Raw genomic sequence first — 23,065 nt, 5'->3', positions numbered from 1 at the left:
GCAATAAATAAACGCATGCCAGCAACTATGCAAAGTTTATCTACCTCGTTCGCTAAAAACCGCCCAATGCGGAGGAAGCTCGCCAAGAATACGATTATCGTCGTCTTTTGCGCGCTGCTCAATCGTTTGAGCATCACCTGGCTCTTGTTTTACGCCATCCGCGTCGAAAAGCTCCGAACCTTTACGAACCACGCGCGAATGACCCCTAGAACACCTGCGATTAGCGTTGTATTCACTCATTGCTGCTCGCCGCTTTTATAAAGCTCGCCAATTCTAGAAACAATCCGCTCAACTTCTTTTTCGGGATTAACGAATGCTCCAACGCTCCAAACGTTCATAACCGACCAGCCAAGATATTCCAAATCTTGAGCTAGTACGCGATTGCGCTCACGAGTGGACTCAATGCTCATAAAACGCGCATCGTCTGTTAGAACAGCCAAAGCAAACGGCTTATTTGGCAAGCCAACAACAAGAGGAATGCTATGATCTTCACTAAAACCGTAGTTCACTGCAACATTAAGGCCGCGAGAGCGAATTCGTTCTGCCAGATCAGCAAACAAAACGTTGCTAAAGCCGTTTGCGGAAAAATCGCCAGCAGCTTGCGATTTAGTAGGCTCGACCTCGCTACCCTCGTCTCCAGCATCTCCAGCATCGCTAGAATCGCCAGCAGCCGCTGCATCTACTGCATCTACTGGATTATCGCCCAAAGCCTCTGCCCAAATAAGCAAATCCTTAAGAAGCTTAGGTCCGTCTTGATGCAAACGATCATCTTCCATATCGCTAGACTTAAATGCGCAAACAATGTCCAGATTTCTGCGAGCCAAAGCCAAGGAGTCAAGAAGCATGGACTTTCCGCCTTCTTCTTCCAAAACGCCAAATTGTTGCAAAAGTCTGCCATGAGAAGTTTTTGCATAGCAAAGCGAAAGAATAACATCCGTTGCAGCTGCTCCAACAGCCTCATTTACGCTTACAAGTCGAACATGCCTAAGGAATCTACCCATATTTTCGTCTTTAACAGCCAACGCCTTAAGCTCCGCACCAAGCCTGTTTCTAAACACGCTTGTAAGAGTCACAACTGCAAGCACGTAGCTAGAAGGAACAATGCTAAAAGTCTTAGCGCGCTGCTTAATCAAAGACACAACTTCATCAATCTCGCGCTGGCTGCTTTCAATAAGACCCGTTGCCATAACTGGAACGCCAGCGGCTTCTACTTGATGAAGCTTAACCTTGCCTTGCATTTTTTCTACAGGAACATCGTGTCTAAGCAATCCGTAGCCATGATTTTCAAGGAAATCAGCAAGATACGTGGATCGCCTGGTTGCTCGCGACTTAACGCAAATAGTAGGCAAAACACTAATAAGGTCACTTACGCTTTGCGAGCTAACAGTTTGCTTGTGCGCAATAACAACGGCTTGGCGTGCGCGCGCAAGAATGCTAAGCAGCTCAATGTTGTTAATATGCTCTGCAGAATCAATGATTACAACGTCTACAATCGGCTTAAACTCAGTCATCATAGTTAAAGTAGACGGCATTGCAACCAGAATCGGCTTAGCAGCAAGCAGCAAATCTGGGTAAGAGTTCATCAACTTAGCAAAAGTTACACCCGAACCATTGCTTGCAAGAGCAGTGTGAAGCTGATTTGCCTCTTGAGAACGCGCAAAAAGCAAGTCGCAAAGCTTTTTAAGTGCTTCTTGCTGAACCATTGGTCCTACAGAACGCACATGCTCTGTGTCTACTTGAACAAAACGATCAGAAGCGTCTTGCAACGCGGAACCGTCTTGATTAGATATAATCTCGGAAGAATTAACAATATCTTCAAAAACGGTAGTCCACCAAGCTAGATGAAGCTCGCCATCTAAGGCCTGGCCCGTAACTTTACGCCTACGCAAGTCGCAAACAAGATCTTCTAAACCAACGCCGCGCAATTCACGCTCAATAACACACCTACCTGGTAGCGTATCTAAGGATTCGCGACTATCGTGCAAAGCTTGTAAGCGCTCGTCAAGCTTAGTAAACTCAATGTTTTCAAGGTCTGCACCAAGTCGCGTTGTGGAAAGCACAGCGTTAAGCGCTACAAGATTACGATCTAAAAGCTCCTGCGTGCTAACGATTTCGTCTAGCTTAGGAGGCAATACTGGCCAACCGCCATGAGGCACAAAAGTACGCCATTGCGCAGCTTGCGCGGCAACAATCTTTAACGCTTCGTGAAGATCGTCTACCTTTGCACCAACACGCAAAAGGCTGCGCGCTTCTTTAATATGATGCCTGCGCTCCCAAAAGCCCATTGGTGTGCCTTCGCGCTTGCGAACAGCCTTCGGCTTGCTCGCTTCAATCATTGCGTTAAGATCGCGCTCAAAAATATCTGGCTGGAAAACGTCTAAAACGCGGCGAAGATTCTTTAGAACCGTAACCTGCCTACCCCATTCTCGCGCCGTAGAAGGAATAGGGAAACCGCAATTTTGCACAGTTGACTTAACGTGCTCGCGCGCGGCTGGCAAAAGCTTTGTAAGAACGTCTACAACGCGCTGATACACTGTTACAGCCTCGTTCTCGCTAAACAGCGAAGCACCAAACCACGGCGTATCTTCGGCATTAGTAGTAAATTCACCAAGAGAATCTGCCTCGTGCAGCTTTTGCGCCCACTCGTCTAAATGACCAGAAAGCGAGCGCGCAGCATCTACACTAAGACGAACATGCGTGCAAGGATGAGTAGGCAGCATGGCGATTCCTGCAAGATTTTGCATAGTCTGATAAGCGGAGACACCCCATCGCTCGTTTACTCCGTGCAAATCTCCCAAGTAGCGGTTTAATCGCGTTTTAACACCAACAAGCTCGTCGCAAACTTGCTCAAATCGGCTAGAAGCAACGCTTTGGCGAGACCCAACTGCCGCTATAAGCTGCGCATCAACGTGCTTTGCAAGATGCGAATCCGAAACGTCTAGAGAAAGAGAAGAAATCTCGTTTGCGCTAAGAGCGTGGCGGAATCGGCGCTGCTGCTCCATAACGTTTGGAACGTACAAAACGGACTTTCCTGCAAGAACGCAGCGCGAAGAAATTGCAGCTGCGATTAAAGCGGAATCGCATCCAGCGTCTGCGTCTATTGCCAAAGAAGCGCCATTTGCCGCCATTCCTGCAGCGTATCGCACAGCGTTACTAACGTCGCCAACTTCGTATTCGTAGTGTGGGTCTGCATCTAGTGGAGAATAGTCGGAAGTAGCTTTTGCACCCAGCGATTCAACGGCAATATCATCTCCCGCAATCGCGTCAATCATTGTATTTCCAACGTTCCCCAGCTTAAGCGCGCGCAAAATCTGGCCGCTTTCTGCTAAGAATCTAGATCCCGAGTCCGTAAAACAACCGAGCACAATATCTCGCTCAATGTCGAAATCTGGGAAGACTCTTTGCGCAGCAGCACAAATCGCGTCAAAAACTGCGGATGTTTCTGGCGTGCCGCTCTGGTAGTTTGAGCCATCAAAAAGCGCTTCTTCGCTAAGGTGTACGCCTCTTTCTTGCAATCTAAGAACAAGAGCGTGGTTTAGGCGAACGTTTCCCGAAAAGTAAATCGTTGCAGCCGTCTCGTCTTTTCCAGCTTCTCGCAAAACGCGTACTGGGTATGTTAAAACTGGCACATGATTTCCGCTCCAAGACGCAACTCCAACAACAAGCGAAAGCTCCGAAACGCCATTTTCGTGCGCCTTGTTGTCTCTGTCTTCAAAAACTCTGTCTAGCCTTCTACCTGCCGCGCGCAGCATTCCCGAATCGCGGAAAAGCGCTTGAAGAGCGGCCTTTCCACTGGCAAAAAGCTGGGCGATTCCCGAAGGATGCGCGTGAGTTAACTCTAGTTGCGCACAAAGTTTTGTTATGTCTTCTAGCGGAGAAGGAGCAAGCTGCGACTTGTATTTTTCATGCCATTTGTTCATGCGCTCGAGTTTCTCGGCGCGCAAAGATTGTGCAGATTGGCTAGGCGCAGCCTGGCCTGGCTTATCTGGCTTATCTGGCTTATCTGAAAGATTTTGCTGATTTTGCTGGCTTAACTGACTTGCCTTGCCTTGCTGGCTGTGCATAAAGTCATTTTGATTATCGCTCATACTACTCAACTCCCTTGTTTACAAGCCGATTGCATTGCGATACGCGCTGTATCCGCTATTTTGCGCCAACGCTTGATCCACGTCTGCATTCCCTTGAGCCGAAAGCCACGCGTACAAATCGTCGTACAAATTTGTGTTCATTGCCAAGAATGGCAGCAACTCTTGGTACTTTGCCATTTCAAATTGCTCAGCAAAATCGTCTGTTTTTTGCGCTTCTTCCGATGTAAATCCTCCAGCGGAAACAACTTCTTTGCGAGCGCTAAATTCGCCATTTGAGACTTTTTCAAACACAGATCCTGGCTCAAAAGCTGGTGTAAATTGTGCGGAATCGTTTGCTATGGTAGCGCTTGCATCACTTACATCGTTTGCATCATTAACGCTATTAACAGCATCTGCAGAATCATTGTATTGCACTTCTTCTTGGGCATAATTTTGAGCAACACTTTGATCTTGAGCAACATCTTGCAGATCTGATTGAACGCTTGCTTGCAAATCCTCTTTATAATCTTCTTTAGAATCCGCTTGAGATTCTACATTTTGACTATTTGTTGCATAGTTGCTATTCGACAAATCGCTATTCGACAAATCATTATTATACGAATCGCTAGCAGCATCAGTGTTTACAGCATCATTATTAGCAGCATCGTCAAATAAATTGCGCGGTTCCACAGGGGAAGCAAACTCATCTCTAACAACAGGCAAAACAACTTGACCTGCAATAACAGGCTTAATTTGCTCTGCAACGCTTTCTACAACGCTTGCAACATCTAGAACGCTTGCACCATCCGCAACATTTGCAACATCCGCAACGCTTGAAGGCTCAACACTTGAAGACTCAGCGGCAGTTACAGCAGAAGTCGCAGCCGAAGTTGAATTATCATCCGAATCAGCACCAGCATCCGCCGCCGAAGCACTACCAAGATCATCTGCAGCAGCAGCATCATTAAGCCGCTTTTGACTATCCCAAACCAAATCAGGCCTAGAAACCGACTGCGCATGAAACACGCCCGTTGGCTCACCAGCGCGAATGTCAAGAATATCATCTACCGACAAATCCGCCGCATCTGGCTCCTTAATATCATTATCTGGAGCATAAGAGAATAAATCGCGCACTGGCTGCGCACTCGCATCGCTTCCTTGCGGCGCTTTTTCTTCAATGCGCACAAAATCAACTGGAACGTCGCCAAATTGCATGCGAACAATGCTGTCTGGCATGTGAAAATCACCGCCTGGGTCTAGTCGCAGCAAATCACCGCTTTCGCTAACCAAGTAAGTTCCGTTTGTAGAGTTTAAATCGCGAATAGTAGCCGCGCCGCTCGCATCAACAATAAAAAGCGCGTGCCTTTTAGACATAGAGCGCTTATTGTCTACAACGTCTACACGCATAAAACCATCTTCACGCAAAGGGCGTATAGGCTTCCTGCCAATTTCTACAGACCGACCCGCACCAACGCGTGCCTGCTCCACTCCACCTACCGTAATCATCCAGCGCTGCAAGGTTTGTTGAACACTCACGGAACCTGCTCCCTTCAAAAAACACACTACACACTATTGTGTCATGCTTTGTGTATATTGCGCTAATGGCGATTGCGCAATCTTTCCCGAAAATGTACGTGATTTGGGTAAAATATGGTACAAAATGCGTCGACTATTTCCGCTTTTTGTACGTGATTTGGGTCAAATATGGTACAAAAAGCGGAAAATAAAGCAGATTTAAGCAAGAATCGATAAATGCTTAGCGTGTAAATCAAGCTTTCCGCGCTTTCTTTTAGCATCTGCAACAACCATAGTCGCAAGAATCACCGCGCACCCAACAAGCGCAATAACAAACAGCGTCATCCAAAGCGGCCACTGCAACTTGTCGTCTGGCGCCTTAACAAGATCTGGCAGCACGCGATACCCCGTTACCAGCAGCCTTTGCGAGTTCACACCGTACGGCGTGCAAGTAAGCAAAGTAACCAAATCGCGCCCTTTTTCTCGCTGCAACAAGCTGATGTCGTTAGGTTCTACAACGCTAATGCGAAACACCTTGTATCTTAAGGTTTCGCCTTGAATATCCAAATAGAAAAAATCGCCTTTTTTAAGATAAATTAAGTCGTCAAACATAGTGGCATGTGGCAAGCCCGTGTGCGCCGTAATAACCGAATGCCTGTTTTTGCCGCCTACTGGCAAATCCGTGCCATACAAGTGACCAGCTCCGTACGCTAAAACATCCTGCGAACTGCCGTGATAAATCGGCAGCTTAACGCCAATCTTTGGGATTTTTACGATTCCCATAATGCCCATTGGCTCATCCAGCACGCTACTGTACTTTTTATACTCGGGCGTTTTCTTAAAATCTTCCGTTCCGTTATACGGATCCGCCGTAAAAATCGCGCTGCGATGCGCGTTATAGCGGCGAGCCTTTTCTAAGCTAATTGCACGCGCATCTTTAGGCTGCTCGCGACTAAGCTTGTCGTAAATTGCAGAAAGCTGCTTCGAAGCATGATTGTTCCAAAGAGTAGATGCCACTGGGTACGTAAAACATAGGATTGCGGCGACTGCCAAGACCACTGGCTCTAGCGCTCGACGCAAAGGGCTTTTCTTTTTCTTAGCCTTCATTCCTCCTCCAATGCGAATCGACTTGCATGAGCGCTTAAAGCGTGGCGCGCGAATGCACTTCGATTCGCTGAGCCACTCAAGGCAGAAGCACTGCTTCTGCGTGGCGAAGACGTTAGCGCGCTTAGACCGCGCTAACGATACGCCTCGATAGCGGCGAAAAATCTCGAATCTCTACCTAGTTTGGCGTATTTGCGCAATCTGCATAGCGGGCAAAAAGATTAGAGCACTTTGTACCAGGACACGCCAGCGTAGAAACAAAATACTCAATGCATTTTGTTTCAAACGCTGCGGCGTGTCTTCTGGTACAAAGTGCCTAAATCTTTTTAACGCTAAACCGAACGTTTAATCAACGCTGGTTATCTAAGCGCATCAGGCTTTTGCCTGCTCCTCTTCCTTGCGATTGCGCATGTAGAGGAACACGCTAGCTGCAATCAAGCCCATGCCAGCAAGCGCGAAAATAATCACGCCAGTAGCACCAGTTGCAGGAAGGTTGAACCATGTACCAAATGTGTTCTTCTTTGTGTTAGAGAAGTCAACAATCTTGAGCTTGCCTTCTTCTACATTCACAGCCTTAACTTCTGGCAAGCGCATGTAGTCATTTGGAGCTTTAACCTCAACAAGGTAAATGTTTGTGCCAGCTTGAACCTTAACAGCCGCCTTCAATTTACCAGTAGTTTCTTGAGTTGTAGCCTCTTCGCCCTTAAACGTAGAAGAAGCAGCGCTGCATTCGGTGACATCATCTGCAGTCTTACTTGCATCAACAAGTTTCTTAGCGCAAGCGTTCGCTTTCTCTTCAGTGTTGAAAAGTCTGAACTCAGCACCCTTAAGGCCAGTCTTGGTTTGCTTGTCTTCGTCTGCAGCATCGTACTTGAACACGTCGAACCAGCCATACTTGACTTTAGAAGTACCGCCGTCATCATCGCCAGACACGATTGGGTCTGGCTTATTTGCATCTGGTGTGCCCTTAGGACTTGCTTGGAAGTAACCAGACTTATTTACGACTTCGTTCTTGCCGTTTTGCTCTGTTGAAGTTGTGTCGGTAGGAGCATTACCGTTCTGGTAAGTATCACTAAGATCGAGCTTAATAGCAACGTTTACCTTAGGGTCTTGGCCGTTGGTAACGTCATTCAGCTTTTCAGCAATTTTCTTCAAACCAGCGTCGGTGAACTTAACTAAGATGCGATTTCGACCAGATTTAAGATTCTTGCCGTCGGCTTCAGAGCTAGCTTTCACGATAGAAACGTTGTAGTCAGTATTCTTAGTTAGTTCAGTAGCACTATCACCATCGCCAATCTTCACAGACTCAACAGCGCTGCTGGCATCCGTTGGTGACGCAAATGCAGCAGTAGGAAAATCATCAAACACAGCAAATCCATTAAGATCATCTGCGCTCAAAGTGCCAGACTTGGTACGGTTTACAGAAGCGCTAATCGTGTAGTAAAGCGTCTTATCTTTTGCAAGAACAGAGTTGTGATCTTTACCGTCGTCTAGCTTCTTGGTAAACGTCTTAGAAATATCCTTGTTCTTTGGGTTGATTGTTGGATTCCAGTTGTAAGTGGTGGTCGTAGCGCCATTCTCAACCTTCGTCTCAATCAAAGGCATTGTTATGTAGAACTCGGTCATATCCGCAGCACCATAGCCTGCAGGAGGCGTTTCAACAACCTTGTACAAGCCCTCTGGGAGTTTTGAGAAAGTTGTAACGTTTTCACTTACAGTAGACGTAGGACTTGTATTATCGTCAAATGTAAGATTTGCGCTAGCCTCATCACCACGATTCAGCGCACCGACTATGCCAGCAATCTTGGACCAAGTGCTAAACTCATCGTATTTAAGATCAACGTTATCAATCTTGGTAACCTTTTTAAGAGTAAACGTTGCGCCAGTAAGAGCAGCGCCCTTGTGGTGACCCTCGCCATCTACAGTATCTGCGTACTTAAACTTGTTAATCGTTAATGTACCTGTTTTATCTTGTTTCGTACCCCACGGAGAGTTATCGGCATGTGGTTGGGGCACCCCAGGATGTGGAACACCCCACGCAACGCTGGCCATAGTCACAGCGCCAGCAACGCACAGCGTGCCAGCCATCGCGAGCGACGCAATCGCCGCAACGCACTTTTTTGTTAGTTTATTCATATTATCTCCTTTACTCTATGCTTCTAAAAGCAGTTGAGTTAAGTTGTTTTGTTTTTGTGTTTGTTACTGTGTGTTTGTTTGAGTACCGATTTAGCACTTGTTTACGTACTTACTCGATACTTGTTTGTGTTTGTGTGTTTGTTTTGTTTTTTGACTACCTGGAATATCTTGTTGAAATATCTTGGTTTAGTTAATCTAATTATGTTTTTATTTTTGCTACGCGCACTGCACTAATACGCGCGCACAACTTGATTACGTAGGCAGCTTTCACATTAGCATCGCCGCCTTTCGTAAAGCAGCTTTCTGCATGCTTCACTTTGACTTATAACAAATCCAGCAGCGAGCACGCTCACCATAACGGCAGCTACAGCGCCCAGCTGCAAGTTCCAATTCTGACCGCCCGTCTGCGGCAAAGTAAAATCTTTGGTCACGTGAATGTAAACGGCTGATTGCGCATAGTCTTTGTCGGCTTTTAGACCCGCAAAGGCAGTGGATAATGTGTCTGGCGTTGCTGTAGTAACTGCATTGAATTTAGTAAGCGCATCTGGCTTAAGCGCATACACAACGCACCTGTAATAGCCATCTTCCGTTGACATAAACGTAGCGCTTGCGTTAGTTCTAGCAGCAAACTTGGTAGTGGATCCATCAGGCGTGCAAGACTGCTCGCCTTCGTTTGAAGTACATGGTTTTTGAGCCTTGTCATCTGGGAAACTAAAGCCAAGGTTGCTTGGATCTACCCATTTTGTATACTCAAAATCTGCAGCGCCTGTTTTGGATGCGTTACTTGCGCCGCCTGCAGCGCATGCGTTAGTTTTTTGCGGCTTCTCACCCTTCGAGCACAACATTTTAAGCTTAATTTGTTTTGTGGAATCCGCCTTAGACGTAGCTTCAATAAACGGCTTAAGCTCTATTCCCTTCATAACAGAAACAGTGTCACCATCCGCCAACGCCGAAGAAGCGCCACCAGAGCCAGAATTATTGCTCTTAAACGGATACACGTTCAGCTTAAGATCTCCATCTTTAACCTCAAGCTGCTTCTTTTTCTTCGACTTAAAAACAATCTTAATGGTCTTATAATCCCAGTCGATGGTTTTTGTAATATCGTTGCTATTAGTCCACAAACTACTATCAACCATATTGCTTTCTGGATTAGCAAACAATTGCGCAATAGATTTTTTATCTTTAATTTTACTGCTGAATTCGTCTGACACCGAAGAATCTTTTACTTCCTTAGGTACGTATTGATTCCTGATGTGAATTAACTTAGTATCCTTAACAGCAAACACTTTGCACTCAAAAGTTCCATCACTTTGTGCCTGCGGCTTGCCAGTAATCCAGCTTTGGGAACGCTCAGTAATACTGTCATCCCCTTTTTCATACACAGCGTAAGCATCTGCACCAGTTGAAGGCTTATTATTTTCCACATGCTTGAACTGAGTCTGTATGCCTGAGTTGCTATTTTTAGCGCTTAAGCTCAAGCCGTTAACTTTATCTACCGTGTAATTTTCATTAGAATCACCACTACCATCACTACCATCTTTATGGCAAATCATATGATGATAAATAAAACCAGGCTCTTTTTTGAATTGAGAATCAATAAAGATAGGTGTAATTTCGCTATATTTGCCATCTTCGCCTGATTCAAAAGTTATTCCAGTTTTATCGTTTATTTCTGAACGCGTTGAATCAGAATCCTCATGATTGTAAACATTAAGTGTTAAATCACCACTAACAGATCTGGCAATTTTTACATTTACATAAATTTTTTTACCTTTTATATCAGCAGGGTGGTATATGCCAATTTTGAATTTATGACTACCTCGATCCCATTTGCCTGGGCGCAACGTAACAGAACCGCTAAAATCTTTTTGATTTTCAGTATCCTGAACTTTAGTGGCACCACTATCTTTTTCAAAATTCGCCCAACTTGGTACAGGATCTTCACCATCTTTTTCCAACGTAAACCACACGTTTTCTGGCACAGTGGTTTTTTGTTTTTTACCAAACCTGAATTTGAATTCTGGAGTAATAGTTATATCACTACCACGTTTTACTTCAATAGGATTATTACTTTTAACAATAGACCGACCATTATAGTATTCAATCTTATAACATGAAGATAAGGTATTTTTCCCTTTGTCTATGCACTCTGCTGGAAGCTCAACTTTGCCAGCGGCAGCGCGAGTGTTGCCCAGCTCACGCTTTTGCAGACGCAATTTATTTGCAGCCTCATCTTTTTTAGCGGATTTTTCAGCGTCTTTAGCAGCGGCAGTGTCTTTATTAAGGCTCTTGTTTACGCCTTCTACATCACTGTTTTGCTGCTTCTTCGTTGAGTCAACGTTTTGGGCGTGGTCCGCATTAGAGCCGCCTTGCTTGGAAGGAGTTTGCGAATTGTTAGGGTCTACAGTCTTAGATTCTTCAGTCTTAGATTCTTCAGCATCGCCCTTTGCAGCAGCATCGCCTTGTGCAGCGGATCCGTTTTTTGCAGGCGCTCCAGCAGTTTCCGCAGTCTTATTCTCAGGCTTTTCGGTTTGAGTTTGCGCCTGTTTAGGCTCGCCCTGCTGGCTAGCGCCCATAGAGGCAGATGGCATAATCATAAAAGTGGCAATAATAGTAGCAACAACAACAAAAAGCGCAACAATCGCGCGGCGAGCGCACGCTGTTTTAGCGCAAATTGAGCGCAATAATCGAAGGAAATGGCCACTGCAATGTAAATTACGCATCGGCACACCTCCCTCTCCGCGTATTTACTAAGCTTGCAAATCAAAATGCAAAACTTACAGATTAAATAATCATCTGCTAACTACGGCCAGTAAATGGGCACTTATCATAAGCCTTTAATAATATACCCCCCCCCCCTTATGAAAATATCAAGTGCGATCCGCGCGCAACACACCGTAAACTCAATACAGAACCCGTCAGCTTTCCCGCATTTTGTACGTGAATTAGGTCAAATATGGTACAAAATGCGGAGTTATTTTCCCGACTTTGTACGCGATTTAAGCCAAATTTGGTACAAACACCGTCAACTTTTCCAGAGTTTGCGCGAAGGCAGGTTGGAGCGAAGTATAGCGGGTATAATTAGAGTGCAAGAAAAACACAGACCAAACAAAACACAAGCATTAGGTGGAACATGAAACGCATTAACACGAGCATAAACGCGGCAAGCAAAATCGCCGCAAACTCGCTAATCGTTTTTACATGTATCTTTCTTGCAACCTGCACAAGTCTGGGCGTAATCTACCGCGCACAAGGATCTTTAACAGATTTTAATTGGCTAAATGCGCTGATTTTTATAATCGCATTTTGCGCATATTACGCGATTTTGAGGGTTCTTATTTATTTTGGCAAAAACGGAGTTATGCCAAAAATCGTAAGATTTATGCGCGCAGAATCATCGCCAGAATTATCGCAAGCAGAATTATCGCCAGAATTATCGCAAGCAGAATTATCGCCAGAAAAATCAAAAACAAAACAATCGAAATTAAAAATCGCCACAACCCTACGCGCCGCATTTTTTAACGCAAAACGCGCCCTAAAGTGGTGTTTTTACCACTCAACCTGCCGCAAACGAAACATTTTTCTAACACTGATTATCGGCTGGCTGTGGGCGCCCGTAACGCTGCTCGCCGCATACGGAGCCGACATTTGCTCGCAAATCCGCGAATACAGCTGGGCGTGGAATCAAGTAACTGGCCTAAAACAGCCATACATTGGCTTCTTTAGCTTTGTTCCAGCAGACATTTACCCTACGGCGCACTACCTTTGGCCCGCAAAACCAACGTACTTAAGCGACCAGCACAACATTGTTTTAACGCTCATTTACGGCGCTACAGCCGCAATATCGCGCTATTTTACAGAGTCGAACGACGCAGGAATCGTGTTACTTGCCGTTATGCAATTTGTGCTCGCGGCATTTTGTTGCGCTGCAACCGCAAACCGATTCTTAAACACACCGTGGGCTAGTGCTAAAACAGGCGAATCGCAAGCTGGACACGCGCCATGTGCAACAGCATCAATCCAAACAACACCAATCGCCTTGCGCGCCGCCGTAATAATCACATTTTTATTCAGCCCACTCGTAGTATTTTCAACAATTTCGCTTACAAAATCGCCGCTGTTTGCGTTTGCATTTGTGTGGTGGTTTGGAATAATGTACGAGCTTAATTGCCTTGATTTCAAGCAAAAGCCAGCCGCACACACAGTCGTCGAGTTGATAATCAGCGTGTGCATTATGCTGATTGCTGCAAAATACGCGTGGTACATTCTTGCAATTCAATTTGTGTTGATGATTATATCTAGCAGAAAACGTTGGAAAATATGGGTTTTGTGCATTCTGCTACCAACAATTCTTATACACGGCGCGATTATGCTTGCGATTTCTAGCGGCGCTATTATAAATGGTGATCCAATCGAAAGCCGCGGAGTGCAGCTTCAGCAAATCGCCAGAATCGCAAAGCTAGACCCCAAAAGCATACCGCATGCAGCAAAGCGCGCAATATCGCCAATTTTCAATCTTAGTCAAACTGCAGAAGCGTACACTCCTCAAGACGCGGACCCTGTAAAATCTTCTGGCTTGCAGTCTAAAAAAGTGAGCTACCGTTGGCGTTATATTACAAAAGACAACATGAAAAAGTTTAATCACGCATGGTTGCTTATGATTACACACAGCCCGATTGTTGCAACGGATGCGCTGCTAGCAAAGTCGTACGGCTACTTCGACATTCTAGACGTGCCTTATGTTGGCCCCGAATACTACGTAAACACCGAGAATATAAAGAATTCTGAGTGGATTCGCTACTGGCTGCCCGAGTGGCGTGGCGCTGTATCGAGCAGCGTGGAAGCATGGAGCAATACGCCGATTCTTGGGTGGATTATTCACGGAAACTTGTATGTTGTTGCAACGTTGCTTATTGGCGTTGCCGAAATAACATTGCGCAGGTGGAAAACGCTGGTTTTGCACGCGCCTCTTGCGCTTTTAATGGGCGTAATGGTGTTGGCTCCTGCAAACAATTTTGAGCGACACATGCTGCCGATTGCGTTTGTGTTCTTCTTTACGGTTCTAATGTTTGTAAGGGATAGCGTTTGCAGCTCATGCCGTAATACATGCCGTCAAAGTGATAAAATAAATTGCGATTTGGTGCATGATAGTACGAGCGAGGATTCGCACAACAATACACACGAGGATTCGCACAAGAATTGAGGGAGTGAATGGACGAAAACGCTGACTTTCTTACAATTCTTACAGGCGTAAATCCAGATAACGCACGCAGCGAGGCGTGCGAATCTGCCGAAGAATCTAGCGCACAAGGCTTTACACCAAGTTCCACACCAAGCTTTACGCCAATGCCATGCGCTCCAAAAAGCGAAGATGCACTCGGAATTTTTGACATTCGAGACGGCAAAATTTTTGACGCGGCAACTCGCTTGCGATTGCACGCGCTAATCGGAACGTGCCTTATGAACGGCATTGCAGATAGTCGCGTAAGCGCGCTAATGCACCTCTTGCAATGGCAAGAAAATACGCGATTCGTGGCGATTGCAGGCACGTATAAAACGGAATCGAACTCAAACGACGACAACCCAAATCCAACACCGCAAAACGCAGGCGCGCACATTGCGCAAAACAACACAGACTCTTTAAGACGCGCAATATGGACGCAACTCGGCGCATGCGGCGCATACGATGCGATAGTTGACAGCGTGCAGCTAGACGCCATTAGCGCGCGTGCAAAAACGTGGAAAATCGGCGGAAAATCGCAAGAAAGCGTCTCGCGCAAAGATGCAGCGCCTTCGCACATAATCATTCTTGCGCTAAGAGAAAACCCAAATCCAACAGCATTAAACAAGATGTGCGAAGTGTTTGCAAAGTCGGGAAAACCCGTTTGCATAAGCGAAGTTGTAGTCGGCGCGCAAAAAATATGCAAAGAAATCACAGCAACACTTGCAGCGCTTGCCGTTGCGCCGTCTGTAACGCATTTGCCGCAAATAATCCGCTGCGACGACGTTCTTCCAGAGCGCGCACTTATAGGTGATGAAACCGCCGTAGAAACCTTATACACTAAGGTGTATCAAAGCTTGGCGCCGTACAACCCAGACGACCCGACTTTGCAAACAGTCGACGCTTTCTTGCGATTTGGCGGCGCACTGGATCAAACTTCGCACAATCTTAACGTGCATCCAAACACAATACGATACCGCTTGCGCAAAGTTGCGCAAACAACAGGCTGGGACGCCACTGACCCTAGAGAGGCGTACGTTTTACAAACTGCGATTACGATTGGGCGCATCCGCGATTCTGCGCGACGACCTGCCTGAGCACTTAGAGCGTAGCGTGCGAAGGCACTTCGGAGCGCTGAGCCGCTTAAGCGTAAAGTCCAGTGGACTTTACGCGCGGCGAAGACGTTCGCGCGCTTAGACCGCGCGAACGAAACATCTCATTCAGTGCGAAAAATCTCGAATCTCTACCTTGCTTGGTGACGCTGTTTGAAAAAGAATATAAAAACAAAAGCGCCGAAAACAACGTGCTCTATAAAAGAACACACTATTTTCAGCGCTAATAAAATTACTCAGCTATGCTTAGCTAAAAATCACGCAGCAATGCTTGCAATATCCACTGGAACGCCAGGAGCCATTGTAGAGGTAATCGTTACCTTAGTGATGTAACGACCCTTGATGGTTGTAGGCTTCAAGCGGCGAATCTCATCGGCAACAGCCTTGAAGTTCTCTTCAAGAGCCTTATCGTCGAAGGAAAGCTTGCCAAACAGGAAGGAAAGATTGCCCTGACGATCAACGCGGAACTCAATCTTACCACCCTTAATATCGGCAACAGCCTTTGCAACATCCATTGTAACGGTGCCAGTCTTAGGATTTGGCATCAAGCTACGAGGACCAAGCACACGACCAAGGCGACCAACCTTGCCCATCATGTCTGGGGTTGCAACAACGGCATCGAAGTCAAGGAAGCCACCGGCAACCTTCTCGATAAGCTCGTCATCGCCAACAATGTCTGCGCCAGCTTCTTGAGCCTCAGTAGCCTTTGGGCCACGAGCAAACACCAAAACCTTAGCGGTTTTACCAGTGCCATTAGGCAAGTTCACAACGCCACGAACCAACTGATCCGCCTTGCGAGGATCCACATTAAGGCGCATAACAGCCTCAGCAGACTCGTCGAAAGCGTGCTTTGGCATACTCTTAAGCAAAGCAATAGCCTCAGCTGGGGTGTAAAGGTTGTTGCGGTCGATCTTCTCAGCCGCTTCACGATACTTCTTAGAACGCTTCACCATTTTTTCCACTCACTTTCAGTCGGTAACGGTAATACCCATCGAGCGAGCAGTGCCCGCGATAATCTTCATACCAGCTTCAACATCTCGTGCAGAAAGATCTGGCATCTTGATTTCGGCGATTTCGCGCACCTGAGCCTTGGTTACAGAACCAACCTTGTGGGTCAATGGGTTCTCGGTGCCCTTAGGAATGCCAGCAGCCTTAAGCAACAAAGCAGCAGCTGGTGGAGTCTTAAGAATAAATGTAAAGGAACGATCTTCGTAAACAGTAATTTCTACTGGAACGATCTGACCCATCTTGTCCTTCGTCTGGTCGTTATAGGCCTTGCAGAAGTCCATGATGTTTACGCCGTGGGAGCCTAATGCAGGACCCAGTGGTGGGGCTGGATTTGCTTTACCAGCCTGAATCTCGAGCTTAATAAGCGCAGAGACTTTCTTTTTTGGAGCCATAATATGGTTCTTCTTTCTTTTGAAGCGGTTAAATCGGCGCCCTAAAACGTTGATATTAAGCCGTTTTAAGGATCCTCCCGCAACTTATATTGCTGTGCTGTGCTAGCGGATTACTCCTCCAGTCACAAGCTTTCCTATTATGCCACTTTGCCGCGACGATTTGGTGACACAAGATGTAGTGTGATTGTACTGAATTTTGGTGTTTTTGTCGTTAGCGCGGTCTAAGCGCGCTAACGTCTTCGCCGCACGTAAAGTCCACTGGACTTTACGTTTGAGCGGCTCAGCGCTCCGAATTGCTTTTTCGCGCTACGCTTTAAGCGAAAAAGCAGGTCGAAGCGAAAAGCGGCAAGGAATTCGTGATAACCACAAAAACCTTGCCGCATTCAAAACGCATTCGCGACTAGCGCATTAACAAATCACGCTAGCAACCAGCCGCTCGCGTTAACAAAAGAGCCTAGAACTACTTAAGTTCAACAGTTGCGCCGGCTTCTTCAAGAGCAGCCTTAGCCTTGTCGGCATCTTCCTTCTTAGCCTTCTCGAGGACTGGCTTTGGAGCATTGTCAACAATGTCCTTAGCTTCCTTCAAGCCGAGGCCAGTCAAAGCCTTAACAGCCTTGATGACGGCAACCTTCTGAGCGCCTGCAGAAGCGAGGACAACGTCAAACTCGTCCTTCTCTTCCTCAGCAGCGCCAGCAGCAGCGGCTGGAGCAGCAGCAACAGCAGCTACAGGAGCAGCAGCCTCAACATCGAACTTCTCTTCAAAGGCCTTGACGAACTCAGAAAGCTCGACGAGGGTCATTTCACCGAAAGCTTCAAGAAGCTCTTCGCTAGTGAGCTTAGCCATAATGGCTTCCTTTCTTACTTGGCCAGACACACCTTGTGCCTTAGAGCCATAACATTTTTATTATTTTTTGGTCTCATGCAGCAAGCTGCAAGGGAATCAAGCGGCCTTTTCCTGCTTCTCGCGCAAAGCGTCGATAGTACGCACTGCCTTGGTTGGCAAAGCGTTGAACAGGTAGGCGGCCTTGGACATGGTGCCCTTGAGCGCGCCAGCCATCTCGGAAAGCAATTCTGGGCGAGACTTGAGGTCTGCCAGCTGCTTGGCGCCTTCGGCATCGTAAACGGTTCCATCTGCGAAACCGCCCTTAATGACGAGGGTCTTATTCTCTTTGGCAAAATCACGCAAGGTCTTAGCAGCCTCAATGAAATCACCCTTTACAAAGGTGATTGCAGTTGGGCCAGCAAGAAGCTCATCAAGACCTTCAATGCCCGCTTCCTTAGCGGCAATGCGAGCAAGCGTATTCTTAGCCACAGAGTAGGAAGTATCGCGGCCTAGCTTTTCGCGCAGAGAAGAAATCTGCGGAACTGTAAGCCCGCGGTACTCGGTAAGGTAGACAGCGTCGGCGTTACGGAACAAATCCGTAAGCTCTGCAACTACCGCTTCCTTTTCGAGCCTCTTCATGGCGTTCCTTCCTAAATTGGCCGCTGGAATGGAAATAACATATCAAAAAAGCCCTGCGCACGGCAGAGCATCCAAAAAACACATAGTGTTAAAAAGTTTGTGAAAAATCGCAAATAAATCGCAACAATCACTGCTCAACCTGTGCTGGCATGACACATCATTTTCAGGAATCTTGCGACTCCACCAACGGTCTGTGGTTTACGTTGGGCAAGTTTAATACCCACGCGCGACAATGTCAATATTTTTTCGCAAACTTTATAATTTATTTTTATTTAGGATTATTTAAGAGCGTACTCAACACGCGCGGTTGCTGGCGACTTATCACAAACTCACGCGGAAAAATCGCAAGCAACCGTACGCATCAAATACGCTCTTAAAATAATTAATTAAATTAATATCTAACTAATATCTAACTTAACTAATATCTAACTATTCGATTTACAAAACTGCGTTAGCAACAAAGTCAAGAATGAACAAAAGCGAAACAATCCAAAGCATTGGATGAACGTCTTTAGCACGCTTCTTGCAAGTCATAACTAAGCAGTACATGATGAATCCAGCAGCAATGCCGTAAGAAATCGAGTAAGAGAACGCCATAAACACGGCAGCGAAGAACGCAGGAATAGCTTCGGAAATATCGTCCCAAGCAATCTCCTTTAACGAGCTTGCCATCATGCAGCCTACAACTACAAGCACGCCAGCCGTAGCAGCAGCAGGAACAGCGCTAGCAAATGGCGCAAGAACAATCGAAAGCGCAAAGCACACGGAAACAACTACAGAAGTCAAACCAGTGCGGCCACCAGCACCAATACCAGCAGCAGACTCAACGTAAGTAGTTGTGTTAGAAGTACCGCAAATTGCGCCAACCGAAGTTGCAATCGAATCAGCAAACAGCGCACGATCCATCTTGGAGCTAAAGCCAGAGCCGTTTTCCAAAGCCTTCTCATCTGCCTCCGAGAAAATGCCAGTTCTGCGGCCTGTTCCAATAAACGTTCCCAAAGTGTCGAAAGTATCCGACATAGAGAAGGCGAAAATAGTTACCAAAACAAGCGGAATGCGTGCTGGATTAGAGAAGAGAGCAGGGAAACCTTGCGGGCCAAAAATAGCACCAAAGGTGGTTGGAAGCTGGGCAAAAGCATCCGTAACAGAAACGGCATTATTTAGCGAAGTTAAGCCAAGCGGAATACCAATCAAAGAGGTTACAATAATCGTAATAAGCAAGCTTGCGCGAACCTTAAGAACAGTAAGAACAATAGCCAAAACAAGTCCAATAAGGAATAGCCACAAAATAGGATTGTTCATAACCGCAAGACCTGGAATAGCAGCGGTTGGCTTACTCTTAGCGGCGGCTGCAGGATCTTTGGAAGTAAAGGTGATTAAGCCAACGCTCATCATACCAACGTATGCAACGAATAAACCAATGCCACCACCAATCGCGTGTTGCAACGAAGTTGGGATGGCACGAATAATCATCTTACGAATCTTAGTAACGGTAATAATAATGTTAATTAAACCGCACAAGAACACCATACACATGGCTTCTTGCCACGTAAAATGCAAGCCAAAGCACACTGTGTATGTGAAGAATGCGTTAAGACCCATGCCAGCAGCTTGAGCGTAAGGCACGTTAGCAAACAAGCCCATAACAAGCGTGCCAATAATTGCTGCGATGATTGTAGCGAGGAAAACGCCACCCTTAGGCATGCCAGTTTGGCTTAAAATCATTGGGTTTACAACAATAATGTACGACATTGCAAAGAATGTAGTGAGACCTGCAGTGATCTCCGTTGATACATTCGTGCCGTTTTCTTTGAGATGGAAGAACTTTTCCATAAACTCTCTGTTCCTTGGTTTTACAGCGCAAAAGACCATAAAAAGCGTGGCGATAGCACTTGAGCAATCGCGGACGCAATTACATTTGGGCATTCACGCAGAGGTTACTGCGACTCGCTCGGCGCGCAAAGCACAAGCCGAATAAACACGCTAGAAAACTCGCGAGAATTAGAAACGACTTATAGAACTTTGAACAACCGAACAGGTTCGACCTTACGCGCACGTGCTGACCAAAGAAAATCATGTAAAGAACCATGCAAAGAAAACGTGTAGTGGATCGCACGAATGCAAAAATCACCCAAAGCGGCCAGAAATGTAGCGCTCCGCCTCCGCATTGCGCGGATTGTTGAACATAGTGGTGGTATCTGCAAAATACTCAAGATGCCCTGGTTTTCCAACCGCCTTAAGGTTAAAGAACGCAGTGTAGTCGGCAACGCGCGCCGCCTGTTGCATGTTGTGCGTTACAATCACAATCGTGTAATCGCGCTTAAGTTCGTTAATCAAATCTTCTACAGCAAGAGTAGAGATAGGGTCAAGAGCAGAGCACGGCTCGTCCATAAGAAGCACTTGCGGATGCACAGCCACGGCTCGCGCAATACAAAGTCGTTGCTGCTGGCCGCCAGAAAGCCCGATTCCTGGCTTATCGAGTCTATCTTTAACCTCGTTCCACAAATTCGCGCCACGCAAAGCCCACTCAACTAGGTCGTCGGCGTCTTGCTTTGAAATATGGCGATTGTTTAAGCGAACTCCTGCAAGAACGTTTTCTCGAATAGACATTGTTGGGAAAGGATTTGGGCGCTGGAACACCATTCCAACATCTCGGCGAACGGCCACAGGGTCCACATCTTTGCCATACAAATCGCGGCCTTCAAGCAACACTTGACCTTCTACGCGAGCGCCTGGAGTAATCTCGTGCATGCGGTCTAGAGTGCGCAAAACCGTTGATTTTCCACATCCCGAAGGCCCTATAAAAGCCGTAACCTTATTTGGCTCAATGCTTATGTTAACGTCTTCTACTGCTAGAAAATCACCATAGTAAATGTTCAAATGCTTAACATCAATGCGCTGACCCATTTGCGCCTCACTTTCTAAAATCCTTCGCTTTACTTTGCATTACTTCGCTTTACTTTGATTTACCTTGATTTACTTCGCTCTATTTCGCCTTTACTGAGAACACGCGCGCTACAACTCGCCCAATAATATTCAGCAGCAAAACAACCACAATCAAAGCAAGCGCCGCCGCCCACGCGCGCTCCATCGGAATCGTAGTAACGCACGAAGATAGCGCGTTAGCTGGGCAATTCGCCGAAAGCTTGGAATATTCCTGGTAAACGTACACTGGCAAAGTAGTCATTTGCCCGTCAAAAAGATTGAAATTCGTGGATGCAATAAACCCAGCTGCCATTAAAAGCGGAGCCGTCTCTCCAACCACGCGCGCAACCGCAAGAATACAGCCAGAAACAATGCCAGGCAACGCGGTTCGCAATACGATTTTTGTAATCATGCGCTGCTTTGTAACGCCTAGAGCAAGCGCCGCTTCACGCAGATCGTTCGGCACAATTTTTAACATTTCTTGACATGACTTAACAACAGTTGGCAGCATAAGCAGCGAAAGCGCAACCGACCCTTCAAAACCATTGATTGTTCCAGGTCCTACAAAAATCGTAAAGCTAGAAAACGCAAACAAGCCAGCCACAATCGAAGGAATTCCGCTCATAACGTCTACAACAAGATTAATCACCCTAGCTAAGCGGCTGCCTCGCGCGTACTCAATCAAATACACGGAGCACATAATTCCAATCGGAATCGAAATTGCCATTGCTCCAAGCGTAATCTCCAACGTTCCAATAATGGCGTGCAAAATACCACCGTAGCCGCCCGTACCAGTAGCAGCGCCGCCAACAACATAAGTCATATTATGCGTTAAAAAGTCAAGGTTTAATCGCTTAATGCCATTTACAATAGTCGTTAAAAGCAAAGAAAGAAGCGGAATTAGTGCAACTATAAAAGACAGGAAGATTAGAACGCGCATAAACGCGTCTTTTCGCTTGCGACTTGCGATTCTAGAGCGCGTTGGGCGGAACTTGTTAAAGTCGATTTTTGGGGATTCACAGCTATCTTCAATAGTCTGATTAACCTCAACAACCCCAGCTTGTAATGATTGCGAATTTTGCATCATGCACTCGCCTTTCCCGTGATTTTGCGAGCAATAAGGTTTACAGCGAATGAAATAACAAACAGCACCAAACCTGTAGCAATAAGCGCACTAACGCCCAATCCGTTGGCTTCTGGGTATTGCGCTGCTATGTTTGCTGCAATTGTTTGGTTTTGCGAAGCTTGCAAAATGTTGAATTTAAAGGTGAATCCTGGAGACAAAATCATAAGAACTGCCATTGTTTCGCCCAAAGCGCGACCAAGACCAAGCATAGATGCGGAAACAATTCCCGACTTTGCAAACGGCAAAACCGCTAGCTTTATCATCTCCCACTTTGTGGCACCAAGCGCAAGTGCGCCTTCTTGTTGCAATCGCGGAGCTTGCTGGAAAATGTCTCGCGCCATAGAAGTTATAATCGGCAAAATCATAACAGCAAGAACAATACTAACGGTTGCAGCGCTACGCGAAGGACTTGCCGCAGGGCCTGCAAAAAGCGGAATCCAGCCAAAGATGTGCGAAATAAACTTCCAGAACGGGTATATAGATGGCACGAGCACCAATCCGCCCCAAAGACCGTAGATTACGGACGGAATTGCAGCAAGCAAATCAACAACACCGCTTAAAAGTGGCACGATTTTTTGCGGAGCATAGTGGCTTATAAACAGCGCGATTCCAATCGAAACAAAGAATGCAAAGAGCAGAGCGAGCGCAGACATAAGAACAGTTCCAAAAACCATCGGAGCTACGTAGCTAAGAAAATCGTGCGCTTTGCCGCCAGTAAAGTCCAAAAATACTTGACTTACTTGGCTTTTGTTTGCGCCTAGAATCGGCCACGCTTGAAACAGCAAGAACAGCGCCACAGCTGTAAGCACCATTAAAATCAGCAATCCGCATAAAAGAGCCACGTTTTTGAACACGCGGTCGGCAAAATGGCCGCTTTTGTTCGCGTCCTTACTGATTTCAGTTCTTTGTTTAGAACTCACTCATGCTCCTTTTGTAGTCATTATATAAATGCTATCAGCAGCAATATATTGACTACTCTAAAATCTTTGCAAAATGC

16 protein-coding genes are annotated in these 23,065 nt (G+C 46.3%); 2 read left to right on the top strand and 14 right to left on the bottom strand.

Going from position 1 to position 23,065, the window contains the following annotated elements; all coding sequences use genetic code 11:
• Positions 1–36 precede the first annotated feature (36 nt).
• From NYP69_RS05570 to NYP69_RS05545, 6 genes are all read right to left on the bottom strand, one after another.
• Positions 37–240 (bottom strand): hypothetical protein, encoded by a 204-nt coding sequence (locus NYP69_RS05570; RefSeq protein WP_004131677.1) that lies wholly within the window; start codon positions 238–240, stop codon positions 37–39.
• Positions 237–4,088 (bottom strand): helicase, encoded by a 3,852-nt coding sequence (locus NYP69_RS05565; RefSeq protein WP_473410731.1) that lies wholly within the window; start codon positions 4,086–4,088, stop codon positions 237–239. The genes NYP69_RS05570 and NYP69_RS05565 overlap by 4 nt, the downstream gene beginning before the upstream one ends.
• 18 nt (positions 4,089–4,106) lie before the next feature.
• Positions 4,107–5,603, bottom strand: a complete 1,497-nt coding sequence (locus tag NYP69_RS05560; RefSeq protein WP_473413017.1) for an FHA domain-containing protein — start codon at positions 5,601–5,603, stop codon at positions 4,107–4,109.
• A gap of 198 nt (positions 5,604–5,801) precedes the next feature.
• Positions 5,802–6,689: a class C sortase gene (locus tag NYP69_RS05555; protein WP_473410729.1), complete on the bottom strand. Its 888-nt coding sequence runs from the start codon at positions 6,687–6,689 to the stop codon at positions 5,802–5,804.
• Positions 6,690–7,058: 369 nt separating this feature from the next.
• The gene (locus NYP69_RS05550; protein ID WP_473410728.1) at positions 7,059–8,822 is read right to left on the bottom strand and encodes a SpaH/EbpB family LPXTG-anchored major pilin; all 1,764 of its coding nucleotides are present in this window, start codon (positions 8,820–8,822) and stop codon (positions 7,059–7,061) included.
• 272 nt (positions 8,823–9,094) lie between these two features.
• The gene (locus NYP69_RS05545; protein WP_473413016.1) at positions 9,095–11,545 is read right to left on the bottom strand and encodes a hypothetical protein; all 2,451 of its coding nucleotides are present in this window, start codon (positions 11,543–11,545) and stop codon (positions 9,095–9,097) included.
• 410 nt (positions 11,546–11,955) lie between these two features.
• Here NYP69_RS05545 and NYP69_RS05540 point away from each other — a divergent pair, with 410 nt between their 5' ends.
• The gene (locus NYP69_RS05540) at positions 11,956–14,025 is read left to right on the top strand and encodes a DUF6020 family protein (protein WP_473413015.1); all 2,070 of its coding nucleotides are present in this window, start codon (positions 11,956–11,958) and stop codon (positions 14,023–14,025) included.
• An 8-nt stretch (positions 14,026–14,033) separates the two neighbouring features.
• On the top strand, positions 14,034–15,140 hold the full coding sequence (locus NYP69_RS05535; protein WP_473413014.1) for a helix-turn-helix domain-containing protein: 1,107 nt from the start codon (positions 14,034–14,036) through the stop codon (positions 15,138–15,140).
• Between the two features lie 272 nt (positions 15,141–15,412).
• Here the strand turns inward: NYP69_RS05535 and rplA are convergent, their stop codons facing one another.
• The 8 genes from rplA to pstC all read right to left on the bottom strand — a co-directional run bounded on the left by rplA (position 15,413) and on the right by pstC (position 22,988).
• Positions 15,413–16,108: a 50S ribosomal protein L1 gene (gene rplA, locus NYP69_RS05530; protein WP_004118314.1), complete on the bottom strand. Its 696-nt coding sequence runs from the start codon at positions 16,106–16,108 to the stop codon at positions 15,413–15,415.
• 15 nt (positions 16,109–16,123) lie between these two features.
• On the bottom strand, positions 16,124–16,555 hold the full coding sequence (gene rplK, locus NYP69_RS05525) for a 50S ribosomal protein L11 (protein ID WP_004112010.1): 432 nt from the start codon (positions 16,553–16,555) through the stop codon (positions 16,124–16,126).
• A 460-nt stretch (positions 16,556–17,015) separates the two neighbouring features.
• Entirely contained in the window at positions 17,016–17,399 is a 384-nt protein-coding gene (gene rplL / locus NYP69_RS05520; protein ID WP_004112006.1) for a 50S ribosomal protein L7/L12, read from the bottom strand.
• 96 nt (positions 17,400–17,495) lie between these two features.
• On the bottom strand, positions 17,496–18,017 hold the full coding sequence (rplJ, locus tag NYP69_RS05515; protein WP_473410725.1) for a 50S ribosomal protein L10: 522 nt from the start codon (positions 18,015–18,017) through the stop codon (positions 17,496–17,498).
• A gap of 438 nt (positions 18,018–18,455) precedes the next feature.
• Positions 18,456–19,850, bottom strand: a complete 1,395-nt coding sequence (locus NYP69_RS05510) for an NCS2 family permease (RefSeq protein ID WP_473410724.1) — start codon at positions 19,848–19,850, stop codon at positions 18,456–18,458.
• Between the two features lie 294 nt (positions 19,851–20,144).
• Positions 20,145–20,924 carry a phosphate ABC transporter ATP-binding protein PstB gene (gene pstB / locus NYP69_RS05505; protein WP_004131665.1) on the bottom strand — a complete coding sequence of 260 codons (780 nt, stop codon included), beginning with the start codon at positions 20,922–20,924 and terminating at the stop codon, positions 20,145–20,147.
• A 79-nt stretch (positions 20,925–21,003) separates the two neighbouring features.
• Positions 21,004–22,029, bottom strand: coding sequence for a phosphate ABC transporter permease PstA (gene pstA, locus NYP69_RS05500; protein WP_473410723.1), 1,026 nt, complete (start codon positions 22,027–22,029; stop codon positions 21,004–21,006).
• Positions 22,026–22,988 carry a phosphate ABC transporter permease subunit PstC gene (gene pstC, locus NYP69_RS05495; RefSeq protein ID WP_473410722.1) on the bottom strand — a complete coding sequence of 321 codons (963 nt, stop codon included), beginning with the start codon at positions 22,986–22,988 and terminating at the stop codon, positions 22,026–22,028. The genes pstA and pstC overlap by 4 nt, the downstream gene beginning before the upstream one ends.
• Positions 22,989–23,065: the final 77 nt, after the last annotated feature.

The organism is Gardnerella sp. c17Ua_118 (genome assembly GCF_055804255.1).
The sequence above is the reverse complement of the archived record's forward strand: the minus strand, read 5'-3'. Positions and strand labels throughout refer to the sequence as shown.

What these genes read in the sequence shown, in the direction of transcription:
- rplA (WP_004118314.1), bottom strand. Translation starts at nt 16,108, where the DNA reads ATGGTGAAGCGTTCTAAGAAGTATCGTGAAGCGGCTGAGAAGATCGAC.
- NYP69_RS05555 (WP_473410729.1), bottom strand. Translation starts at nt 6,689, where the DNA reads ATGAAGGCTAAGAAAAAGAAAAGCCCTTTGCGTCGAGCGCTAGAGCCA.
- rplJ (WP_473410725.1), bottom strand. Translation starts at nt 18,017, where the DNA reads ATGAAGAGGCTCGAAAAGGAAGCGGTAGTTGCAGAGCTTACGGATTTG.
- NYP69_RS05540 (WP_473413015.1), top strand. Translation starts at nt 11,956, where the DNA reads ATGAAACGCATTAACACGAGCATAAACGCGGCAAGCAAAATCGCCGCA.
- NYP69_RS05545 (WP_473413016.1), bottom strand. Translation starts at nt 11,545, where the DNA reads ATGCGTAATTTACATTGCAGTGGCCATTTCCTTCGATTATTGCGCTCA.
- rplK (WP_004112010.1), bottom strand. Translation starts at nt 16,555, where the DNA reads ATGGCTCCAAAAAAGAAAGTCTCTGCGCTTATTAAGCTCGAGATTCAG.
- NYP69_RS05550 (WP_473410728.1), bottom strand. Translation starts at nt 8,822, where the DNA reads ATGAATAAACTAACAAAAAAGTGCGTTGCGGCGATTGCGTCGCTCGCG.
- pstB (WP_004131665.1), bottom strand. Translation starts at nt 20,924, where the DNA reads ATGGGTCAGCGCATTGATGTTAAGCATTTGAACATTTACTATGGTGAT.
- pstA (WP_473410723.1), bottom strand. Translation starts at nt 22,029, where the DNA reads ATGATGCAAAATTCGCAATCATTACAAGCTGGGGTTGTTGAGGTTAAT.
- NYP69_RS05570 (WP_004131677.1), bottom strand. Translation starts at nt 240, where the DNA reads ATGAGTGAATACAACGCTAATCGCAGGTGTTCTAGGGGTCATTCGCGC.
- NYP69_RS05510 (WP_473410724.1), bottom strand. Translation starts at nt 19,850, where the DNA reads ATGGAAAAGTTCTTCCATCTCAAAGAAAACGGCACGAATGTATCAACG.
- NYP69_RS05565 (WP_473410731.1), bottom strand. Translation starts at nt 4,088, where the DNA reads ATGAGCGATAATCAAAATGACTTTATGCACAGCCAGCAAGGCAAGGCA.
- rplL (WP_004112006.1), bottom strand. Translation starts at nt 17,399, where the DNA reads ATGGCTAAGCTCACTAGCGAAGAGCTTCTTGAAGCTTTCGGTGAAATG.
- NYP69_RS05535 (WP_473413014.1), top strand. Translation starts at nt 14,034, where the DNA reads ATGGACGAAAACGCTGACTTTCTTACAATTCTTACAGGCGTAAATCCA.